The organism is Parasaccharibacter sp. TMW 2.1888 (assembly GCF_023167265.1).
Lineage (GTDB): Bacteria > Pseudomonadota > Alphaproteobacteria > Acetobacterales > Acetobacteraceae > Bombella > Bombella apis.
Map to the genome: position 1 here is coordinate 1,917,905 of NZ_CP030979.1, position 19,035 is coordinate 1,936,939.

Genomic DNA, 19,035 nt, shown 5'->3' on the forward strand with positions numbered 1-19,035 from the left:
TCATATGAGGGAACGCCTACCCATGGAAGGTGGGGAAGCAAATACATCTTCACGGAACAGCAATACGAAGCACTGAAGCAGAGCCTGTCATGCCCCTCAAACTCATCAAACGCCCGGGTTCGCCGTTCTGGTATATCGTTGGTACGGTCAACGGACAGCGCATACGAGAGAGCACAGGCACTACTGGGAAAAAGCGGGCGGAGGAATACCGGGCCAAGAGGGAAAGCCAGGCGTGGCACGAAAGCGTGTATGGTGCCCGGTCAGTAGTTACTTTCTCCCATGCGGTGGCGGCCTATCTTGAGGCAGAGGAAAGATCAGAGACAACCAAGTTCCACCTTTCCCGTCTTCTGGAGCATTTCAAGGAAATGAGGCTTGTTGATATTGCCCAGCCCCAGCTTGATGCAGCGTATGGGAAAATTCTCCGGGATGGAACGGGGGCCAGTCCAGCAACGAAGATCAGGGGCGTCCTTACGCCGTTACGGGCCGTGCTTGAATTCGCTGCCATCCGTCGCTGGTGTGACCGCCCAGCATTTGACCGGCCCAAGGTGCAGAAACCCCGAACTGTCTTCTTATTGCCTGAAGAGGTCAGAGATATCATCAGGAATGCAGACGATCATCTTCAGCCTCTGCTGGTCTTTCTCATTGGGACAGGAGCCAGAGCATCTGAGGCTCTGGAACTGGACTGGAACAAGGTTGACCTGAAAGGCCGACGTGCCATCCTATGGCAGAAGCAGGGGACAGAGAGGCGGGTTAAACTTCCCTCAGTCGTGATGACCGCCTTACATTCATTGCCACATAGGCAGGGACGTGTGTTCCGACCTGTCCATCATGGCAGGGTTACGGATGGATATAGCGACAACGGCAGGACCAGCGGCGGCCAGTTCAAGAAGGGCTGGGCAGGGGCCTGTCGTCGGGCAGGTATGCCAGGGCAGGAACGTGTGTGGGTGCCGCAGGGGCAGAAGCACGAACGGAGGCAGTTCGTCCCTGACCATACACCGCATGACCTGCGCCACACATGGGCAACATGGCATTATTGCCTGCATCGTGATCTGTTGAGACTGAAAGAGGAAGGGGGATGGGAGAGCATCACGGTCGTGACCCGTTACGCCAAGACCATGCCTGACGTGTATGGCGATGAGATCAGGGCCTTTCTGGAGAGTGACTTCTCAGAATTAACTGATTGACGCACAACTGACACACTTTCATTTCCTCTTCTGCTGCAATCGGCAGAAAATAAAGGAAAATTAGGCTGTGGCTCCTGCCTTCACACGGCAGGGGTCACAGGTTCAATCCCTGTCGCATCCACCATGGATTTCCTGAAAAATGTTGTTTTGCTGTGAGCGACGAAGTGTTCTTCGCTGCAGGTGGAAGAGCTGCCGGTTGGAAGTCGAATGCTGAACGAGCGGCAAGCTACCGTCCCTCAGGGGGTCTCTATCCTGCCACGAGGCCGGGGATAGAGACCGGGCCGTCATGGGGTTGTCAGTCCCATTCCTTGTCCTGCATTTTCCGGATTTCGGGGATGATCTCCTTGGGGGAGACGTTCCGGGCTTTGGAGTGGTCATCCAGTATCACGTCCACCATCTCGGAGATGTCCCTGTCGGGGTCAATCTGAGGCTTGGTGAATTCAAGGTCTTCGTGAGAAACGAGGCTTTCTTCCGGGCAGTACCAGTTCTTGTGCGCTTCGACCATCCGGTCATTGAAGCCAGTCTCGTAAGGCCCAGGGTTGATGCAGGCTACGGAGACACCGAGGTCTTTCAGTTCATTGCGAAGGCTGCGGGCTGAGGTTTCCAGAGCATGTTTGGAGGCACAGTAGGCACCCGTGAAGGGGCCTGTGATGACGCCAGCAATGGAGCTGATGAAGACGATCCGCCCTCGTTTCCTCTCTGCGAAGCGACGGATGAAGGGGTGTGAGACCTCCATTGTTGCAAAATAGTTGACCTCGAACTGACGGCGCAGGACAGGCATCGGCATGTCGGCCAAGGCACCGCCCTCACCGATGCCGGCATTGTTGACGAGAATGTCAACGTCGTGCCGGGCCAGATAGGCACGGTCAACGGGGTCCGTAATGTCAGCCTTGATGACGGAAACGGTCACTCCCGCTTCCTTGGCGGCTTCTTCCAGGCAGTTCATCTGGCTGTGCAGATGAACTGCCCCGATGACACGATGGCCGCGCTTTGCCAGTTCGATGCTGAAACGCAGGCCGAGCCCACTGCCCGCACCTGTGACCAGAATTTTTCGCGCTTCATTTGTCATTTCTGGATGATCCTTTTGTTGAATCGGAGCTGACATCAGCCAGCCCTGAGACGAGATCCTTGACAAAGACTTTGTCTTTATCAGGACGGTTGGTTGACAGCCCGATGAAAAGGGAAGGGGGGCTGCTACTGCCCGGTTGGTAGATGTCACCACCGGGAAGGAAGCAGTAGGGGGCGTCCAGAAGCGAGACATGACCAAAATTGGAGAGACCAGCAATAACGCTGTCACTGGGCATCCGGAATACATAGCTGGTATATGCCTTGCGGCCGCTGAGACTGAGGCTGACGGGTAGGATGTCGCCGCAGGTCAGGAACAGGAGACGCTGCCCGACAGAGTCAAGAATCTCCAGACATGAGGAGGCTTGGTGTTCTTTGAGGAGGTTTTCGAGAAACCCCCATAGATATGAGATCATCTGCCCGTTCATGAGGTAATGCTTTCTCTTTATGATTATGAGGTGGTGTGTGCGCCGTTTTCACGCCTGAAGACCTTTGCGAAGGCAGAGTGATAAACTAGGCTCCATCTTACCGTAGGATTGAAAATATAATTTTTAGTTATCTTCTGGAATGTTGAACTATTTTTCATGTCATGTGTCTTGATGCGTTTGTTATGCTCGTACATTGAGGGGAGGGGCTTCATATATTCAGGTGCCGTCTTGGTTCAGGACGCTTCATGATTTCTACCTGTCACTGCCGGGTATGTCGGATGGGTTTCCCGTTTGTTCAGGGAATGATCGATTGGGGAATGATGCTGGCCCAGTCAGCCGGGAGTATCTTCACGCCATCTAAGAGGCGCATTTTCAGTACGCAATATGCGCTCTCATCTGGGTCTTCTCCTGTCAGGCAGAAGCTTAGAAACAGGCCACGGGCAGAGTCTGTCAGGTTTTCATCAAATCCTCTGGGGGGGATAGATCACCTTGATGCTGAAAGAGAGTTCCTGTGAAGGTTTACCATCTAGGGCTGCCATCTTCCTGCGGGTGAGAATTCCATCAGGCAAAGAGCGGCCTCGCAGGCAATATTCGGGCTTACAGCAAGCGAAGGGCTTCCGTCGGATGGGGGAGCGGAGCTTGTTTTGCTGCGGCAAGGACGTCCTGCATGGAATGCTTGGCTCTGTTTGGCACGTAAACACGTTGACCGTTCACTTTCCACCATGAACCTGTATGGGCGGTGTGAAACATAAGCAGGGCCAAGATGACACTCAGAAAAAAATCTATTCTTCATGGGAGCAGATGCAAAACGATCAGGCATCCCTGTCCTTTCATAATCATATTCAGCGTGGTGGCGATGGCAGATGCAAGACAGAGCCAGAAGGCCCGGCGGAAAGCGGGCGGCCAGTAGTCGATGTCCACGTTCCGGGTGATGTAGGTCACGCTGACGGTCTGGCTGTCCGTCAGGATGACAGGGCGCAGCACTGTGCCCCCAGCCTTGCCCATGCCCTCGCCAAAACTGTCCCGCCGGTCGAACATCTTCATGCGCTGGTCCACGGGCCTGACGGTTTTTCCGTCATCGACCCGCAGAACCCGCACGCTGTCCTCCGGCATGAGGATTTCATACCGCCATTAAAGGGCTGTCACTGGCCACAGCCGTGCCTGTGCCCACGCAGCGGGGCCACTGCCATGTGTAGGCTGGTCCGCCAAAGCTGGCCGGATGGGCCAACAGGCCGAGCAGCACGTCGTCATAATAGGCGGCATAATAGGCGGCGCAGACACTGGCCTCCACGGAGCCATCATCAAACGCCGTGATGCCGCTCTGCGTGCCGAGGCGCATCAGTGCCCGCCTGCACAGGTCAATGGCTGTCGTCACTGGCCTTACCCTTTTGCGGTTGTCTTCTTGCCAGCTTTCTCATCGGCAGCCGGTTCATCAGTTTTTTCCGCTTCTGCTTCATCAGCTTTGGCCGCAGGAAGGTCTTCATGCCGGGGCGGCACATCGTCAGGACTGGTCAGATGTTCCTGCCGGGAAGGAGCACCGTCAGGGCGTGTCAGGTCTTCCTGGAAGGCCCGACTGTTCACGTCCCTCCGGGCCAGCTGGCCAGCCTTTTCTTTGGCGGAACGGGCCTCATCATCCAGCGGCTCCAGATTGAAGCCGGGGATGCCTGCATAATCCACTTCCTCACCAACGGTCAGAAAATGACCGTTGATGAAGCTGTTCTGGATGACACGATATCTTGCCATGATCGCCTCACGCCACGTAGTTCTTGGGGTAGGCGATCTGGGCGGGAACATCGAGATTGATGCCAGCCGTCACCGTGCAGGATGTCATGGCCTGTGCCTAGAAGATAGGGTGATCATGCGTAGCCTCTATCTGAGGGATTGAACTGTCCTGTTGTGGTCCCCACCTTCAAAGATGGTTGGATGCCTGCAAGTGGATGGAGGGGTTATGCTGTATACGCACGTTGTCATCGGGACGAATGATCTGCCACGGGCCAAGGCTTTCTACGATGCCCTTTTCAACGTTCTTGGAGGGCAGGCCCTTGGGGAACTGATGGGTAAGCTGCTTTACGAGAAGGATGGTCAGATGTTCATGGTTGGGCGCCCCATTGATGGGCAGCCTGCCACAGCTGCGAATGGCTTTACTCTTGGTTTTGCCCTTTCGAGCGTGGAGGCGGTGGAGGCTTGGCACAGGGCTGGTGTTGAGCATGGTGGAACCGCAATAGAAGACGCACCTGGCGTGCGGACCATCGGAGGCAGGAAATATTTCATGGCCTATCTCCGGGACCCCGATGGCAATAAGCTTTGTGCCCGTCACGATATGTGAACGTGGGATAATTGCAGGGGGGCGGGAATTACTGCGAGTCCCGTGGGGTATGATTGATTGGATCATACGAGGCTCCTGTGTATGTGAGGTTTTTTCTTTTCCTTCAGTGTGTTCTGATGAAGGAAAACAGGAGGAGATAGCCATGTCTTTATCATCCAGGCTGGCCCGTATGTTTCTGCTGGGAGGAATGGCCATTGGGGCCTGTACTTCTTCCATAGGGTTCGCTGCTTCGGGAAATACCACGGCTCAGCAGGGAGGGCTGAAGCAGATAACGGCGCCGTTTTCTGGTTCTGTGAGTCCTGCAGGAGCGGTGGAGGACAACAGTACGGGGAAGATCATCGGAGAAGTTGATCGGACCGGTGTCGTGTATGACAACACGGGCACGGTGGTAGGGTCGATCGATTCGAAGGGAATCGTACGGAATGCCAAGGGGGTGGCTGTGGCTCAGGTTGCACAGAACAACCGTCTTGCCGGGATAGCGTTTCTTCTGGGCAGGTAAGTTCTGTTCTCTGATTTGCCCTGCCCGGTTTATGGGGCAGGGTGAGTCCGTGCCATTTCGGACAGAATGTCCGTGATGTCTTTCTGTACTTTTTCAAAATGGCGGTTGGGTTGTAACGTCTGCAGGTTCAGGTAGCAGGCACGGTTGATTTCCACCTGCAGGGTCTGCCGATTTTCTTCCATCTGGCCGTATCTGCCCGTTATGTAGCCGCCCGAGTAGGGTGTGTTTCGCTGGACATGGTACCCTTTCTCGAGAAAAAGGTGCTCCACTAGGCTGATAAGTCTGTCGGAGCAGGTTTTCCCATGCCTGTTCCCCAGGACGACATCACAGGGGCGGGACTGTGCCAGTGGTGGCATGGAATGGATGTCCAGCAGGATGGAAGCGCCAAACTGTGCGTGCAGTGTTTTCTGCGTCTGCTGGAGCGCTGTATGGTATGGCTCCCAATATTGTGAAAGGCGATGTCCCGCCTCTTCGAGAGGCAGGCAATAGCGGTAGATGCTCTTGCCTGGCGATGTGCAGCGGGGAATGACACCATAACCTGCGCTGACTTTCGTGCTGAGGATGAGGTCCTTCTCAATGAGAGGAGGAGAAAACATGGTGGCATCCAGTTCTCTCCAGTCCCGGTTTACATCGCAGAAACTGCGAGGAAACAGGGCCTGCACGAGGCTCAGGCCATTCTCAGGGGCATATCGAAGGAGCTGATCGGTAAATCGGTCCTCCATGCGTTCCAGCTCTGTTATGGGCAGGACGGCCATTTCCAGGAAATGCTGGGGGTAATTGCGCCCTGAATGTGGAGAGGAAAGCAGGAAGGGTGTCCGCTTCCGGCAGGAAGGAAGATGGATCCCGACAGTGGAAGACGGGCGGGCAGTGTTGGTGCATGGAAGTTTCTGATTTTTTTTCACAATAAAGGCTTGCCACAATCCATAGGCTGAGGTAAACACCATTTCACACCAGACGGGGGCGCATAGCTCAGCGGTAGAGCACTACCTTGACATGGTAGGGGTCACAGGTTCAATCCCTGTTGCGCCCACCACCCCTCTGGTGATTACCTCCCTGAAAATATGCTTGAAGTGCAGGTGGCTGTATAGCCATCTTCTTTCTATTCTAGCGAAAATTTCACTTAGCCTGTAGATTTTCTGGTACGCGCAGAGAATTGTGTATTGGTGTGGAAAGGAAGAGATCATGTTCCTGAGTCATATTGTTGTGGGATCGAACGATCTGGAAAAGGCCAAGGCGTTCTATGATGCCCTGTTCGGTGTCATGGGAGCTGATTTCTGCCCGCAGGATAATCCGGACAGGATCGTGTACCAGAAGGATGGGCAGATATTCATCATCACACGTCCGATCAACGGGGAGGCTGCTACGGCTGCCAATGGCGGTACGGTTGGTCTCGGCCTGTCGTCTCCCGAGGATGTACGCAGGTGGCATGAAGCTGGCATCAGGGCAGGGGGAACAGCTGTTGAAAATCCGCCAGGTGAGCGTGTGGTGATGGGCATGAAGCTTTATCTGGCCTATCTTCGTGACCCGGACGGAAACAAGCTCTGTGCGTTTCATAAAATGTAACGGGTAATTCAGACCGGATTATTCGGTTTTTGTGAAGTGGCCGCATCTCCTGGAACGGGGGATGCGGCCATTTTTGTTCATGACATGATAAAAATGCAGCCCATCCATACAGTTGCCATGATGAAACTGGACTGCGCCTTATCTGATTTTAACTTATTGTAAAATAAGAATTTTATTTTTAAGATAAATTTTATTTATTGCCTTTCTTGCCTTCAAAAATAATTCCTTTCCCAAGGTTAATTGCAATTACCCCGTCTGGAGTCTTAACTTCGGGGAAACGAAGCGGGAAGTAATGGAATTTTCCGTTCGTCACCAGCCTTTGTAATCGTGCGGGGCTGCTTACTTGAGTGAAAAGGATGTATTCATAATGAGCTCTCACTCACCACATAAACCAGTAAATGCAGGTCGTCGGCATGTTCTTGGAGCACTCGGTGCTTCTATTCTGGCTGGCGGCGCTGGAAAGGCTGTGGCCCAGTCTCTCGGTTTCCCCGCACCGCCTGCCGGGCTGGGCAAACGCCCGTATCCGAATCTGCTTCGCCCGATGAATGATGGTCCCCGCAAATTTGGCTATGCCATCGTGGGTCTTGGCAAATATGCCGTCAATCAGATCCTGCCGGCTTTTGCCGAGTGTGAATATGCCAAGGTGACGGCGCTGGTCAGCGGCGACATCAACAAGGCCCGTCGTCTGGGCAAGCATTACGGGATCGAGGAATCGCACCTCTACACCTACGACAATTTTGACAAGATTGCGCAGGACCCGGAGGTTGACGCCGTTTACATCATCCTGCCCAACTCCCTGCATGCTGACTTCACGGAGCGTTCTTTCCGTGCCGGCAAGCATGTGCTGTGTGAGAAGCCGATGGCCGTCACGGTCGAAGAGTGTCAGCGCATGATTGCTGCCGGCAAGAAGGCTGGCAAGAAGCTCATGATTGGCTATCGCTGCCACTTTGACCCCGTTACTCACAAGGCTATCGAGCTGGCCCGTACCAGCATTGGCAAGCCGCAGATCATTACCACGGATAACGGTGACAATACCGACCCGACGGATCCGACCTACCAGTGGCGTCTGACCCGCTCCCTGTCTGGTGGTGGTGCGCTGATGGATCTGGGCATCTATGGCGTCAACGGTTCACGCTACATGCTGAATGAAGATCCAATCGAGGTCCAGGCCACCATCATGCCGCCGTCTGACCCGATGTTCCGTGAGATCGACGAGACCATCGTCTGGATCATGAAGTACCGTTCCGGTGCCGTGGCACATGGCAGCGCCTCCTTCAACGTGAATGCCATGTCCCGCTTCAACCTTCAGGGGACGGACGCCTCCCTGCGGATGGACCCGGCCACGAGTTACTGGTGCAACAGTGTCAGCCACTGCACCACTGGTGACACGCATACATGGTCCACCCCGATGTTCACCATCCCGGCCCTGAACCAGTTCTCTGCACAGCTGGATCATCTGGCCATCAGCGTTGCCAACAATACGCCGCTGGCAGCCACGGGTGAGGAAGGGATGCAGGATGTCCGTCTGATTCAGGCCATGTATCAGTCTGCCCATTCTGGCAGCCGCCCGGTTTCCACCGATTGGGGTGATTGGCGCAAGACCATCTGATCATTTCGATTGGATGTCATGCAGGAGGGGAGGCCGCATTTATGCGGCCTCTCTTTTTTGTATCGGCAGGATCAGGCCGCAGTGGCGTCCAGCCAGCCCTGGAGCATGTAAGCGGCGGCCATCTTGTCCACGACCTCGCCACGCCTCTTGCGGGTCATGTCGGCTTCCTGAACGAGGAAACGGTTTACGGCACTGGACGAAAGCCGCTCATCCCACAGGCAGGCAGGCAGGCCCAGCCGCTCACTAAGGTCATTGGCCCAGTCACTGGCGGCACGTGCCGCCGGGCCAAAGCTGCCATCCAGTGAAAGCGGAAGGCCGACCACAATCCCGCCAATTTCATGTTTCCGACAGAGGGTCTGAAACTGGGGAACCATCTGCTTCATTTTACCACGGGCCAGCACGGTCAGGGGGGAGGCCAGCATGAGAGCAGTGTCGGAGAGCGCCACGCCAATCTGTTTGCTGCCGGGGTCTAGCCCCAAGATGGAATGTGCTGCAGGGAGCTGATTACGCAGGTCATGTGGATTGAATAGTGTCATGGCAAAGGGGTATGATCGCTTCCATGGCCGTAATAGGCTGATGTGATTGATGTCTGAAAGCAGGATTATACATGTCGCTTGATGCGAAAACAGTGGCAAAAATGGCCAGGCTGGCAAGGGTTGGCCTCTCGGAAGAGCAGGTTCACACCTATCAGAAAGAGATGCAGGGGATCATTGGCTGGGTTGACCAGCTCAATGAGGTTGATGTGACCGACGTTCCACCGATGATTGGAACTGGTTTGGCCCAGCCACGTCTGCGGGACGATCAGGTGACAGATGGCAACTGTCGGGACAAGGTGCTCTCCAACGCACCGGACCGTGAAGGCCCCTTCTATACCGTGCCGAAGGTGGTGGAATGATGAGCAGCATTTTTGATCATACTCTTGCTTCTGCCCGTGAGGCTCTCCGGTCCCGCAAGATTTCTGCCGTCGAGCTGGTCGATGCCCATATTGATGCCATTGAACGTCTTGATGGTGGGCTGAACAGCTTCATCACCCGCACGCCCGAGCAGGCCCGTCTGGCCGCCAAAGAAGCGGATGCCCTTCTGGCGAAGGGAGAAGGTGGAAGCCTCTGTGGCCTGCCCATCGGGATCAAGGACCTTTTTGCAACGGAAGGCGTTCGTACGACGGCTGCCAGCAAGATTCTGGGTAATTTTGTGCCGCCTTACGAAAGCACAGTGACAGCGAACCTGAAGCGTGATGGAGCCATTTCTCTGGGCAAACTGAATCTTGATGAATTCGCCATGGGCTCCACGAACCTGACCTCTGCTTTTGGTGGTGTGGAAAATCCGTGGAAGCGTCGTGATTCCGATGCAAAGCTTGTGCCGGGTGGCTCTTCTGGCGGGTCCGCTGCTGCTGTGGCGGCAGGGCTTGTTCTGGGAGCGACCGGGACGGATACGGGCGGTTCTATCCGTCAGCCTGCGGCTTTCTGCGGTATTACGGGAATCAAGCCGACCTATGGCCGCTGCTCCCGGTTTGGGACGATCGCCTTTGCCAGCTCTCTGGATCAGGCGGGGCCGATGGCCCGTACCCTTCAGGACTGTGCCATTCTTCTTGAATCCATGGCAGGGTTCGACCCCAAGGATTCCACCAGCGTGAACAGGCCCGTCCCACATTATGAGGCGGCTCTTGGACGTGGCGTGAAGGGGCTGAAGGTCGGTATTCCAAAGGAATATCGCATCGATGGTCTGCCTGCCGAGATTGAAGCCATCTGGCAGCAGGGGATCAACTGGCTGAAAGAGGCTGGTGCCGAAGTGGTGGACATTTCCCTGCCGCATACGAAGTATGGTCTGCCAGCCTATTACATTGCCGCTCTGGCAGAGGCATCCTCCAACCTCGCCCGGTATGATGGTGTCCGCTTTGGGGAGCGTGTCAGCGGTGCGTCTCTGGATGCACTTTATGAAGCCACCCGTGCTGCCGGATTTGGGGATGAGGTGAAGCGCCGTATCCTGCTGGGCACCTATGTGCTGTCTTCCGGCTATTACGATGCTTACTATCTTCGTGCCCAGAAGGTTCGTACGCTGCTCCAGCGTGACTTCCTGAAGGCGTATGAAACGGTTGATGTCATCCTGGCACCAACGGCTCCTTCCGGGGCTTTTGCCTGGGATGAAAAGCCGACCGATCCGGTTCAGGTCTATCTGAATGACGTCTTTACGGTGCCGGCCAGCATGGCAGGTGTGCCGGCCCTGTCCGTTCCGGCCGGGCTGGATGGCCGTGGCGTGCCGCTCGGGCTCCAGCTGATCGGCCGTTTCTTTGATGAAGAAACGCTGCTGGCCGTCGGCTCCGTTCTGGAGCGGGCCGCTTCCTTTACCCATCGTCCCACCATTCATGCAGGGGTGTCAGCATGAGCGCATATCATATCACGGGTGAAACTGGCGAATGGGAAGTCATTGTCGGGCTGGAGGTCCATGCCCAGATTGTCAGCCAGTCCAAGCTGTTCTCTGGTGCCTCTGCGGAATATGGTGGGGAGCCCAACACGCACGTCAGCTTGGTTGATGCCGGTTTTCCCGGCATGTTGCCTGTCCTGAACCGTGAGTGTGTGGCGCAGGCCGTACGGACGGGCCTTGGGTTGCGGGCACAGATCAATCTTTTCAGCCGCTTTGACCGGAAGAACTATTTCTACGCTGATCTTCCGACGGGCTATCAGATCAGCCAGTTTGAGCATCCGATCGTTGGTAAGGGCACGGTCGAGATCGAACTTTCTGATGGTGAGATCCGCCATATTGGCGTGACCCGCATGCATATGGAACAGGATGCAGGCAAGTCCATTCACGATCAGGACCCGACACGCTCTTTCATCGATCTGAACCGTGCGGGTGTTGCTCTCATGGAGATCGTGAGTGAGCCGGATATCCGCTCTCCGGAAGAGGCTGGGGCTTACCTCCGCAAGCTGCGTCAGATTCTCCGTTATCTGGGGACGTGTGACGGCAACATGGAGGAAGGCTCCATGCGTGCGGATGTGAACGTTTCCGTCCGCCGTGAGGGGGAAGAAGGGTATCGCACGCGCTGCGAGATCAAGAACGTCAATTCCGTGCGTTTTGTCATGCAGGCGATCGAGGTCGAGGCGCAGCGCCAGGTGGACATCTGGGAGTCTGGTGGAGAGATCGATCAGGAGACCCGTCTTTTCGACCATGTGAAGAGCGAGACACGGTCTCTGCGGACGAAGGAGGATGCGCATGATTACCGCTACTTCCCGGAGCCGGATCTTCTTCCGCTGGTCATCGAGCAGTCTTGGGTTGATGAGCTGAAGGCTGCCTTGCCGGAACTTCCAGAGGACAAGCGTGCCCGTCTGGAGAAAGAATATGGCGTGTCCCGCTATGAGTCTGGCGTGCTGACGGCGGAGCAGTCCGTTGCGGATTTTTACGAGACGGTTGCCCGTGGGGCTGATGCCCGTCTGGCCACGAACTGGATTCTGGGTGACTTCTTCGCCGCATTGAACCGTACGGGGCGCAGCATCGAGGATAGTCCTGTTTCTGCCGAGGCCCTGCGTGAGCTTCTGTCCCTGATCAGTGATTCCACCATCAACGGGAAGATTGCCAAGGAAGTCTTCGAGGACATGGTGGAGACGGGGGAGAAGCCCTCTGTCATCGTGGATCGCAAGGGCCTGCGGCAGGTGACCGACACGGGAGCCATCGAGGCGGCCATCAGTGACATCCTGACGGCCAATGCAGACAAGGTGGAAGAGTACAGGAGCGGCAAGGACAAGCTTTTCGGCTTCTTTGTCGGGCAGACGATGAAGGCGATGAAGGGGAAGGCAAATCCTGCCATGGTGAACGAGCTGCTGAAGAAGCTGCTTGCCTCCTGAAAATTATGAAAAAGAGTGCTGTAGGGGGGTTTACGTCAGCGTCATTTCCCCCTACAAACACTCCTACAAACGCCGTGTAAAAACCGTTTACAGCGGAGGGGTGGCCGAGAGGCTGAAGGCGGCGGTTTGCTAAACCGTTATACGGGTAACTCCCGTATCGTGGGTTCGAATCCCATCCCCTCCGCCACGGTTCTCTCAGAAAATAGCAAAAAATTGGATGATCGTGTAACGGTTTTAGGTCCGTTTATCGTGCTTGTCTCAGTCGTGCTGTGGGGAATTTTGAGGGGGCTCAGAATGAGCTGTAATTCCCCAGCAGGCCGCATTTTCCCGCAGGGTATAATCGAGATCAGCCGCTTGGATGTGGACGTTCTTCAGCTCTGGGTGAGCCACCGTCTCTGCATAGGCACTCCGTTGCTGTTCTATCGTAGGTGTTCGCAGGTTGAGGCAACTGCTGGCGGATGTGGACCTCGCTGCACCCTCCTAGCAGGGTGAGGCCACAGGTCTGTACTAGAGCGTATGGGACGTACAACCAGAGAAGGTTTTCACTGGCCCTCGGTCTGTGGCGTACTGGCTGCTGCCTCGTCTATGCGGACCATGGTTGCGTTCTGGGCATTGGCCTCACCGGCAATGATGAGGGACAGGTCCTGAAGGGTTGTCGGCTGGCGCAGCCAGTGCAGGGGCTTCATGCTGCGGCTTCCTGCACTCCGGCCACCCTGTCGACCAGCGGGCCATAGGGATTTTTCCCGTTTTCCATGAGGATGATGGCCCTCATCAGACCCGCCACGAGATGTGGTGTGAAGGGGCCGAGCTTCTGGTCCGGTGTGACGCCGAGGGCATGGGACACGCCTTCAATGTAGCTGGCCGTGTCGTTCTCGCTGGGCGGTGCCCATTTGCCGATGATGCCCGCCACCGTGTCCAGACCATCCCTCTGGTTGTAGCGCAGCAGCTGGCCTCGCAGGGCCATCAGCCCGGCTTCAGGTGTTGCGAACACGGCAAAGCGTGGATGAACACCCTTTTCGAGATGCGCCCCGGCCTGTCCGACATAGTTCAGATTGCCCGGATTGTTGTTGCGGATGCCCCGTACTTTCATGGGTTTTACCCTCCGATGTGGAAAATCTTCATGATGATGGCGAGGATGATCCCTCCCGCTCCTGACCCACCGGCAATGAACATGCTGCGCCATGAGTTGCCGTGCCTGACCTGGGACAGTATCTGTTCCAGCATCTGCTGCTGGCTGGCCTGCCTGTCCTTGACAACGGCCATATCCGTCTCGATCTCTCGAATGTCCTTCTTGATCTCCAGCCCTTCGGCACGGGTCAGATACTGGTCATTCATGGATGTTTCGCTCCAGTCCCGGAGGCATCCACCCATGCACTTCCATTGAAGAAGACGGGCTGACCCGTCCCGGCGCAATCCGTGCAGAAGAAGGCCGTACCGGATAGGAGCCGAAGAGGTAGGGCGGAGTAGGGAAGGGCCTTCAGGCCTGTGCCCCCATCAGCTCCGAGCAGAGCAAACCCCTGTGCTTCCGGCGGCAGGGCGCTGCGGTCAAACAGGCCGTGTTGAGCTGGGGAGACGGGGATGCTGTCCGCAAGGACTGGACTGGCCAGAAGGAGGGCGGCAAGAGGCGGGGTATGGAAGGTCTCCATCTGTGATGGTTGTCATCCAAACAGGGGAATGTAATTCCTGTGTGTGTTTGATGGAGATTGGCGTTATGTTCGGTTCAGCATTGATGGAGATATCTCATGGTCCGCTTGCCGCTTCCGCCATTTTCCATAGATACAGCTGCCCAGAAAGTTCGTCTGGCTGAGGATGCCTGGAACAGTCGCAGCCCGGAACAGGTGGCTCTGGCTTATACGCTAGATAGTAAGTGGAGGAACCGTGATCGTTTCATCACTGGCCGGGATCAGATCACGGCCTTTCTGACGGAAAAATGGGCCACTGAGCTGGAATATCGTTTGATAAAGGAATTATGGGCCTGCACCGATGATCGCATAGCCGTACGCTTTGCCTATGAGTGGCGTAGTGGAGCAGGACAGTGGTATCGGTCGTATGGGAATGAGAACTGGGAGTTTGATGAAAACGGGCTGATGAAAAACCGCATCGCCTCGATCAATGATGTTCCCATCGAGTGCAGGGAGCGTAAGTATCACTGGCCACTGGGACGGAGGCCGGATGGGCACCCGGGGTTAAGTGATCTGGGACTGTAAGTCGGCCTCATCGCCCATAGGGGCTCCATGTCGGCGATACGAGGAAGCCCTGCCCTTGACTGTGCTGGACGAGCTTTTCATAGCGGGCCGTGTAGCCGGGATTTATCATGTTCTGCAGGCGGTAGATCACGCCATATTTCAGGGCGGTATTGATGCTTGGGAGGTTGCCGAACGGTATCTGCCCGGAGGCAAAACGGACAAGATCGGCCGGCTGTCTGGCCCGGCCTGTCACGACGTCCATCAAGGCACCTCTTTCCAACCGGCGGAGCTTATCAACCATTTTGGCATCAGCCCTCTCACGGGCGGCCTGCACGCTTTCCTCGATCATGCTGCGGAACATGTTCTCAGGGTTCGTGCCCAGATCGCCCATCACGGCAGCGTTGCGTGCCCCGTTGATGAGGCCCTTGAAGATGCTGTCCACCACATGGCCCTGGCCAAACTTCCTGTTATAGGCCAGCCAGCCATCAGCATCCCTGAAGTGCAGCACACGGTTCTGGCTGACCTTCTTGGCTTTGTTGGATGTTCCTTTGAAGCCGGAAAGCCAGTCCCGCCCGTTGGCGTTATCATGCTCACCGGTGGAGAGGTTAAGCCAGACATTGCGGAGGAAATCTTCCTTCGACTGCCTGGCGGGCATCATCTCGAAGGTACGGTCATCCAGCAGGGGCAGGATGGTATCCTGCCAGTTCTGGTAGGCCCTGTCCGATCCGTCGCCCCGTATCTTCCACATGTCATGGCTCTGGCGGGTGACGTAATGGTCGGCCTTGCCAATCCATGCGCCCTGCCTGTTCTGCATCAGACGCACGGTGTCCTGATAGCCGGACAGGATGCGGGCGGCCTCGGCAGCCAGCCTGTTGCCTGTTGGTTCCCCGGCTTCCGGGTCATCAAGCCGCCACATCTCACGGGCCACATCGGCATCAAACTGTTCATCACGCTCCAGCAGCGCCTTGAAGACGCCTGCCTTGTCCAGATCATGCATGAGAGGGCCGAGAAGCTGGGCAGTGCGGGCGTGGCTGCTGGCATCCACAGAGAGGGCGGCGCCATTCTCCCCGGTCTGCTTCCCGGCAAGGATGCCTTCAAGGGATGCTGCTTCATCGCCGGGCACGATGCGGCGGCGCAGGGCAGCCCGGACGATGAGGTTCTTCTTGCGGGAATTGGCCTCTATGATGGCAGCCAGACGCTCCTCATCGGCTAGGCGGGCACCGGCCTTTTCCAGTGCCTCCCGTGGGGACAGGCCCTGCTTCATGTAGCGTCCGGCTTCCTTCTCCAGCCGCCCGAACATCTCGTCAAGCTCTGCCTTGGACATTTCACGGCCAGCGGCTTTCTCGGCTTCGTTGTAGCACGGGTTCTCGTGGGTCATGGGGCTTTCCTTGTAAGGCAGGCGGCGGCGGAGGTGAGGGCATCGGCATTGCCATCGGAGAGATCCTTTTCACGGCGGATCTCTGCCAGCTCTTCGGGACTGATCTGATCGCCCAGGGCGGCAAGCTGCCGGTCGATCTGGTCGGAATAGGACTGTGCTTCGGTGATGGCTTGACTTTTCGGGGCAGTATTTCCACTGTCAGAGGAGCTGCTGTGGCGACTACTGGTATACACGCCATCACTGCCGGATTTTTCAGGTGATGGCGGGGGAAGGTCGGCACTCTTTTCGGCAGGGTGCGACAGGTTGGGGCGGCTTCCGTCCCATAGCAGTTTTCCTTCTTGATTTCCGTCTTCTTCAGTAGCTAGAGTACCGGAAGACACTTCTTCAGCTCCGACAGTCGCTGAAGGTTTTTGGTCATCGGGCATGTGGCCAGCCGGATTTAGGGGATGATCTTGCCCATTACGGTCTGAGGGGGTAGTGCGACGCCCTTCCTGAAGAAGTGTCTTCTTGTTCAGATAACCTGACTTGAACGGTGCGGCTGTTTTGACGAGGTAATAGCCGTCTTCTTTTTTGAGTTCCGTGACAGTGGCATCATGCTTTGCGCTGCTGGTGTTTTTCTCACCACGGACGATGATGAAATATGAGCCATTCCGTTCATCCAGCCTTACCTCATTTGCATTTTTCAGAATATGGCTGATGTAACTGTCGGCATCGTCAAATCCTGATGCTTTCAGCTGGTGTCCATGCCGCTCCATGATGTGATGGCGGCCCGTAGCGTAATAGACCGTCTTTCCATCCTTCTTGTATGGTGTGTGGGCTTTTTCACCATCACTTATGAGAACTGGCCAGTCCGGAACGCCCTCAATACCGGAAGGCATCCGTCCGACCATGGCCGGGTTATTCCCTGCCGCTGAAAGGTCCAGATGCTCAATACCGCTGGTCGGGAGTGGGGAAACATCCTGGCCCTGTTCCGGGCTGGGGGCTGTTTCCCTCTGGGCTGCAAGACCGGCACGGCTCTGCGTGACCTCATGATCTTCATGACCATGGAGGTTTTTCATGATGGCTTCTGCCGCATCCTGCTGGATGGCATCGAGCCGCTGCCTTGCGTTCTGATAGGCCTCTTCCACATGGCCCTGCCAGCTGGCGTCGTGGCCTTTTTCCCGTTCTGCCTCGATGAGGCGCAGGGCCTGCTCCACGGCATCTTCCGGGCTGCCCTTCTTCAGGATGGAGCCAGCGAGATCGTAAAGGTCCAGCCCCTCAAGGCCTGAATCAAGATGCTGGGCATAGCGGCCCAGACGCTGGCGGGTGAGGGCATGGAGAAGCTCCTGCCTTGCCCCGATGCGCTCCATGTGGGTGGCACGGCCATGGTCCAGCATGTCCGCATACCGCTCCCATGTGGCATGGCCGGATACCCGCAGGGCATCCTCCATGGCGGCATCGGGGTGCAGGCCGGACAGGATGGCCTCCGTGGCATGGGCATGCTCTTCCGGTGTGAGGGTGACGTCTGCCGCCCGGGCAGCTGCATCAGCATCATCTGCTGCTCTTTCCCGGTGATGGTCTTCAATGCCGGAAAGGTCAGTCACCTGGCCTGATTGTTCGCCATTGGGAAAGACCTTGCGCCCATGGCTTTCTTCCACCATGGCATCCAGAAGGTCGCTGATGTCGGCATCGGGCCTGAGATAGCCGTGCTCTATGGCCCGTTCCCGTGCCGTATCCAGAGACATGCCCCCATTGCGGCGCACAAGGCCGATGCGCTGGCGGTGGATGTCATTGGCCTTCAGCTCGCCGCCTTCATCCAGCACCCCACCGTGGCGGGTCAGGAAGGTGAAGAGGGATGGAGCTGATGGCGGCTTCCCGGTCGGCATGGCGGGCTGGGGCGCAGCAGCATCTGGCGGCTCCGGCTCATCATCGGGACGCTCATACAGGGCCGCCTCATCCAGCGTGTCAGCATGGCTCTGCCGGAGCTGGGACAGGTCATCAGCAATCCTGTCCCGCAGGGGAGGTTGAGACACCGTTTCATCAGGCTCGGCACCATGTCCGGCCATGGTGCGGTCAAGCTCGTCTCTGGCGTTCTGGACCTCATGGATGTTCAGCAGGCTTTCGGCATTGCCGGGACTGTCGCTGGCCATGGAAGCGAGACCATCGGCCAGAACATGCCCCCTGGCACTGGTTCCGGCCCGCTCGAGACGCCGGCCAAAGGCATGGCCCAGACCATGCAGGCCACCCCCCATGATGCTGCCGAAGCCGATGTCCCGGAGGGCCTGACCCATGCTCCAGTCATTGTGCTCGTCACGGTCAAGATACATGTTGAGCGGCTCGAGGGCCACCATGCCGATGGCACCCTGGCTGGCACCCTGTACCACACGTCCCGGCAGGCTGCCGGAGAGGGCCGCCCCGGCACGGCGGTTCAGCCCTTCGGCACTGAGCAGCCCGTCCGCCACACGCTCCATGCCAAATCCTTCGGCACGGGCGGCGGCACTGCCAAAGGCGAGACCGATGCGCTCCTCCCCAAGGCCGGGGATCAAGGCGGCGGCATAGTTGATGGGGTCCAGAAAGGCAGGGGCAGCCCCGGCCACGGTATTCAGGGTGCCGCTGATGATGCCGTCAGGCCCGTTGCGGATGGTGTTCTGCCGGATGAGGTCAGCCTGCTTCTCATCATTGAGGGTCTGGGCAAGTGCAGAAGAAACAGGCCTGTCGAAGTTCAGAACACCCCTGATGCCATAGCGGGCATTGGCATCTTCCGGGCTTAGGGTATCGCCTTCGGTGCTTTTCGTCTCATGGCGCAGCCAGTCACCGATGCGGACGACCGGCATGTCATTGATGCCCGCCATGACGGATGCACCAAGCGACTGGTCGAGGGATGACTGCTGCCCTGCCAGCCCTTCATCCTGAACGCTCCTGAGCGTGTTCAGTCCGCCTGAAAAAAGTGACATATGCCCTCCCTGTGGTGGGAGAGCA

Annotated in this window: 22 protein-coding genes and 2 tRNA genes; 11 read left to right on the forward strand and 13 right to left on the reverse strand. The window is 56.9% G+C overall.

Annotation, left to right across the window (positions count from 1 at the left end; all coding sequences use genetic code 11):
- Positions 1-89: 89 nt before the first annotated feature.
- The gene (locus DTQ13_RS08740; RefSeq protein WP_248460597.1) at positions 90-1,184 is read left to right on the forward strand and encodes a site-specific integrase; all 1,095 of its coding nucleotides are present in this window, start codon (positions 90-92) and stop codon (positions 1,182-1,184) included.
- Between the two features lie 295 nt (positions 1,185-1,479).
- On the opposite strand, the gene DTQ13_RS08745 is transcribed toward DTQ13_RS08740, so the two are convergent.
- The 5 genes from DTQ13_RS08745 to DTQ13_RS08765 form a co-directional block, all read right to left on the reverse strand.
- Positions 1,480-2,253, reverse strand: a complete 774-nt coding sequence (locus DTQ13_RS08745) for an SDR family oxidoreductase (protein ID WP_192848164.1) — start codon at positions 2,251-2,253, stop codon at positions 1,480-1,482.
- Complete coding sequence (locus tag DTQ13_RS08750) at positions 2,243-2,677, reverse strand: heme-binding protein (protein WP_248460598.1); 435 nt, start codon at positions 2,675-2,677, stop codon at positions 2,243-2,245. The genes DTQ13_RS08745 and DTQ13_RS08750 overlap by 11 nt, the downstream gene beginning before the upstream one ends.
- A gap of 789 nt (positions 2,678-3,466) precedes the next feature.
- Positions 3,467-3,790: a hypothetical protein gene (locus tag DTQ13_RS08755; RefSeq protein WP_248460599.1), complete on the reverse strand. Its 324-nt coding sequence runs from the start codon at positions 3,788-3,790 to the stop codon at positions 3,467-3,469.
- Positions 3,791-3,797: 7 nt separating this feature from the next.
- The gene (locus DTQ13_RS08760) at positions 3,798-4,052 is read right to left on the reverse strand and encodes a hypothetical protein (RefSeq protein WP_248460600.1); all 255 of its coding nucleotides are present in this window, start codon (positions 4,050-4,052) and stop codon (positions 3,798-3,800) included.
- Between the two features lie 5 nt (positions 4,053-4,057).
- Positions 4,058-4,420, reverse strand: coding sequence for a hypothetical protein (locus tag DTQ13_RS08765; RefSeq protein ID WP_248460601.1), 363 nt, complete (start codon positions 4,418-4,420; stop codon positions 4,058-4,060).
- Positions 4,421-4,628: 208 nt separating this feature from the next.
- On the opposite strand from DTQ13_RS08765, the gene DTQ13_RS08770 reads away from it, so the two are divergent.
- Together DTQ13_RS08770 and DTQ13_RS08775 are read left to right on the forward strand one after the other, a co-directional pair.
- A complete protein-coding gene (locus DTQ13_RS08770; protein WP_081563466.1) occupies positions 4,629-5,003 on the forward strand; it encodes a VOC family protein in 375 nt (124 codons plus the stop codon).
- A gap of 142 nt (positions 5,004-5,145) precedes the next feature.
- Positions 5,146-5,502: a hypothetical protein gene (locus DTQ13_RS08775; RefSeq protein WP_043560268.1), complete on the forward strand. Its 357-nt coding sequence runs from the start codon at positions 5,146-5,148 to the stop codon at positions 5,500-5,502.
- A gap of 29 nt (positions 5,503-5,531) precedes the next feature.
- On the opposite strand, the gene DTQ13_RS08780 is transcribed toward DTQ13_RS08775, so the two are convergent.
- A complete protein-coding gene (locus DTQ13_RS08780; protein ID WP_408902117.1) occupies positions 5,532-6,404 on the reverse strand; it encodes an N-formylglutamate amidohydrolase in 873 nt (290 codons plus the stop codon).
- Positions 6,405-6,460: 56 nt separating this feature from the next.
- Between DTQ13_RS08780 and DTQ13_RS08785 the strand changes: the two genes are divergently transcribed.
- The 3 genes from DTQ13_RS08785 to DTQ13_RS08795 all read left to right on the forward strand — a co-directional run bounded on the left by DTQ13_RS08785 (position 6,461) and on the right by DTQ13_RS08795 (position 8,674).
- Positions 6,461-6,535: transfer RNA gene (locus tag DTQ13_RS08785), tRNA-Val, on the forward strand.
- A 149-nt stretch (positions 6,536-6,684) separates the two neighbouring features.
- Entirely contained in the window at positions 6,685-7,065 is a 381-nt protein-coding gene (locus DTQ13_RS08790) for a VOC family protein (protein ID WP_081563114.1), read from the forward strand.
- A 466-nt stretch (positions 7,066-7,531) separates the two neighbouring features.
- Positions 7,532-8,674: a Gfo/Idh/MocA family protein gene (locus DTQ13_RS08795; RefSeq protein WP_248460602.1), complete on the forward strand. Its 1,143-nt coding sequence runs from the start codon at positions 7,532-7,534 to the stop codon at positions 8,672-8,674.
- 71 nt (positions 8,675-8,745) lie between these two features.
- On the opposite strand, the gene ruvX is transcribed toward DTQ13_RS08795, so the two are convergent.
- On the reverse strand, positions 8,746-9,210 hold the full coding sequence (gene ruvX / locus DTQ13_RS08800; protein WP_043560262.1) for a Holliday junction resolvase RuvX: 465 nt from the start codon (positions 9,208-9,210) through the stop codon (positions 8,746-8,748).
- A gap of 71 nt (positions 9,211-9,281) precedes the next feature.
- On the opposite strand from ruvX, the gene gatC reads away from it, so the two are divergent.
- From gatC to DTQ13_RS08820, 4 genes are all read left to right on the forward strand, one after another.
- Positions 9,282-9,569, forward strand: coding sequence for an Asp-tRNA(Asn)/Glu-tRNA(Gln) amidotransferase subunit GatC (gene gatC / locus DTQ13_RS08805; RefSeq protein ID WP_043560260.1), 288 nt, complete (start codon positions 9,282-9,284; stop codon positions 9,567-9,569).
- Positions 9,569-11,056, forward strand: coding sequence for an Asp-tRNA(Asn)/Glu-tRNA(Gln) amidotransferase subunit GatA (gatA, locus tag DTQ13_RS08810; RefSeq protein ID WP_248461251.1), 1,488 nt, complete (start codon positions 9,569-9,571; stop codon positions 11,054-11,056). The genes gatC and gatA overlap by 1 nt, the downstream gene beginning before the upstream one ends.
- The gene (gene gatB / locus DTQ13_RS08815) at positions 11,053-12,513 is read left to right on the forward strand and encodes an Asp-tRNA(Asn)/Glu-tRNA(Gln) amidotransferase subunit GatB (protein WP_248460603.1); all 1,461 of its coding nucleotides are present in this window, start codon (positions 11,053-11,055) and stop codon (positions 12,511-12,513) included. The genes gatA and gatB overlap by 4 nt, the downstream gene beginning before the upstream one ends.
- A 94-nt stretch (positions 12,514-12,607) precedes the next feature.
- Positions 12,608-12,700: transfer RNA gene (locus DTQ13_RS08820), tRNA-Ser, on the forward strand.
- A gap of 355 nt (positions 12,701-13,055) precedes the next feature.
- Here DTQ13_RS08820 and DTQ13_RS08825 read toward each other — a convergent pair.
- Genes DTQ13_RS08825 through DTQ13_RS08840 form a run of 4 tightly spaced genes read right to left on the reverse strand, consistent with a single transcriptional unit; the run spans position 13,056 to position 14,159 of the window.
- Entirely contained in the window at positions 13,056-13,199 is a 144-nt protein-coding gene (locus tag DTQ13_RS08825) for a hypothetical protein (RefSeq protein ID WP_248460604.1), read from the reverse strand.
- On the reverse strand, positions 13,196-13,603 hold the full coding sequence (locus tag DTQ13_RS08830) for a structural protein P5 (protein WP_248460605.1): 408 nt from the start codon (positions 13,601-13,603) through the stop codon (positions 13,196-13,198). The genes DTQ13_RS08825 and DTQ13_RS08830 overlap by 4 nt, the downstream gene beginning before the upstream one ends.
- Positions 13,604-13,608: 5 nt before the next feature.
- The gene (locus DTQ13_RS08835) at positions 13,609-13,848 is read right to left on the reverse strand and encodes a hypothetical protein (protein ID WP_086441135.1); all 240 of its coding nucleotides are present in this window, start codon (positions 13,846-13,848) and stop codon (positions 13,609-13,611) included.
- Positions 13,845-14,159: a hypothetical protein gene (locus tag DTQ13_RS08840; protein WP_248460606.1), complete on the reverse strand. Its 315-nt coding sequence runs from the start codon at positions 14,157-14,159 to the stop codon at positions 13,845-13,847. The genes DTQ13_RS08835 and DTQ13_RS08840 overlap by 4 nt, the downstream gene beginning before the upstream one ends.
- 96 nt (positions 14,160-14,255) lie before the next feature.
- On the opposite strand from DTQ13_RS08840, the gene DTQ13_RS08845 reads away from it, so the two are divergent.
- Positions 14,256-14,720 (forward strand): nuclear transport factor 2 family protein, encoded by a 465-nt coding sequence (locus DTQ13_RS08845; protein WP_248460607.1) that lies wholly within the window; start codon positions 14,256-14,258, stop codon positions 14,718-14,720.
- A 7-nt stretch (positions 14,721-14,727) separates the two neighbouring features.
- Here DTQ13_RS08845 and DTQ13_RS08850 read toward each other — a convergent pair whose 3' ends face one another.
- Positions 14,728-16,077, reverse strand: a complete 1,350-nt coding sequence (locus DTQ13_RS08850) for a hypothetical protein (protein ID WP_248460608.1) — start codon at positions 16,075-16,077, stop codon at positions 14,728-14,730.
- Positions 16,074-19,010: a hypothetical protein gene (locus DTQ13_RS08855; RefSeq protein WP_248460609.1), complete on the reverse strand. Its 2,937-nt coding sequence runs from the start codon at positions 19,008-19,010 to the stop codon at positions 16,074-16,076. Before DTQ13_RS08855 ends, DTQ13_RS08850 begins: the two co-directional genes overlap by 4 nt.
- Positions 19,011-19,035: the final 25 nt, after the last annotated feature.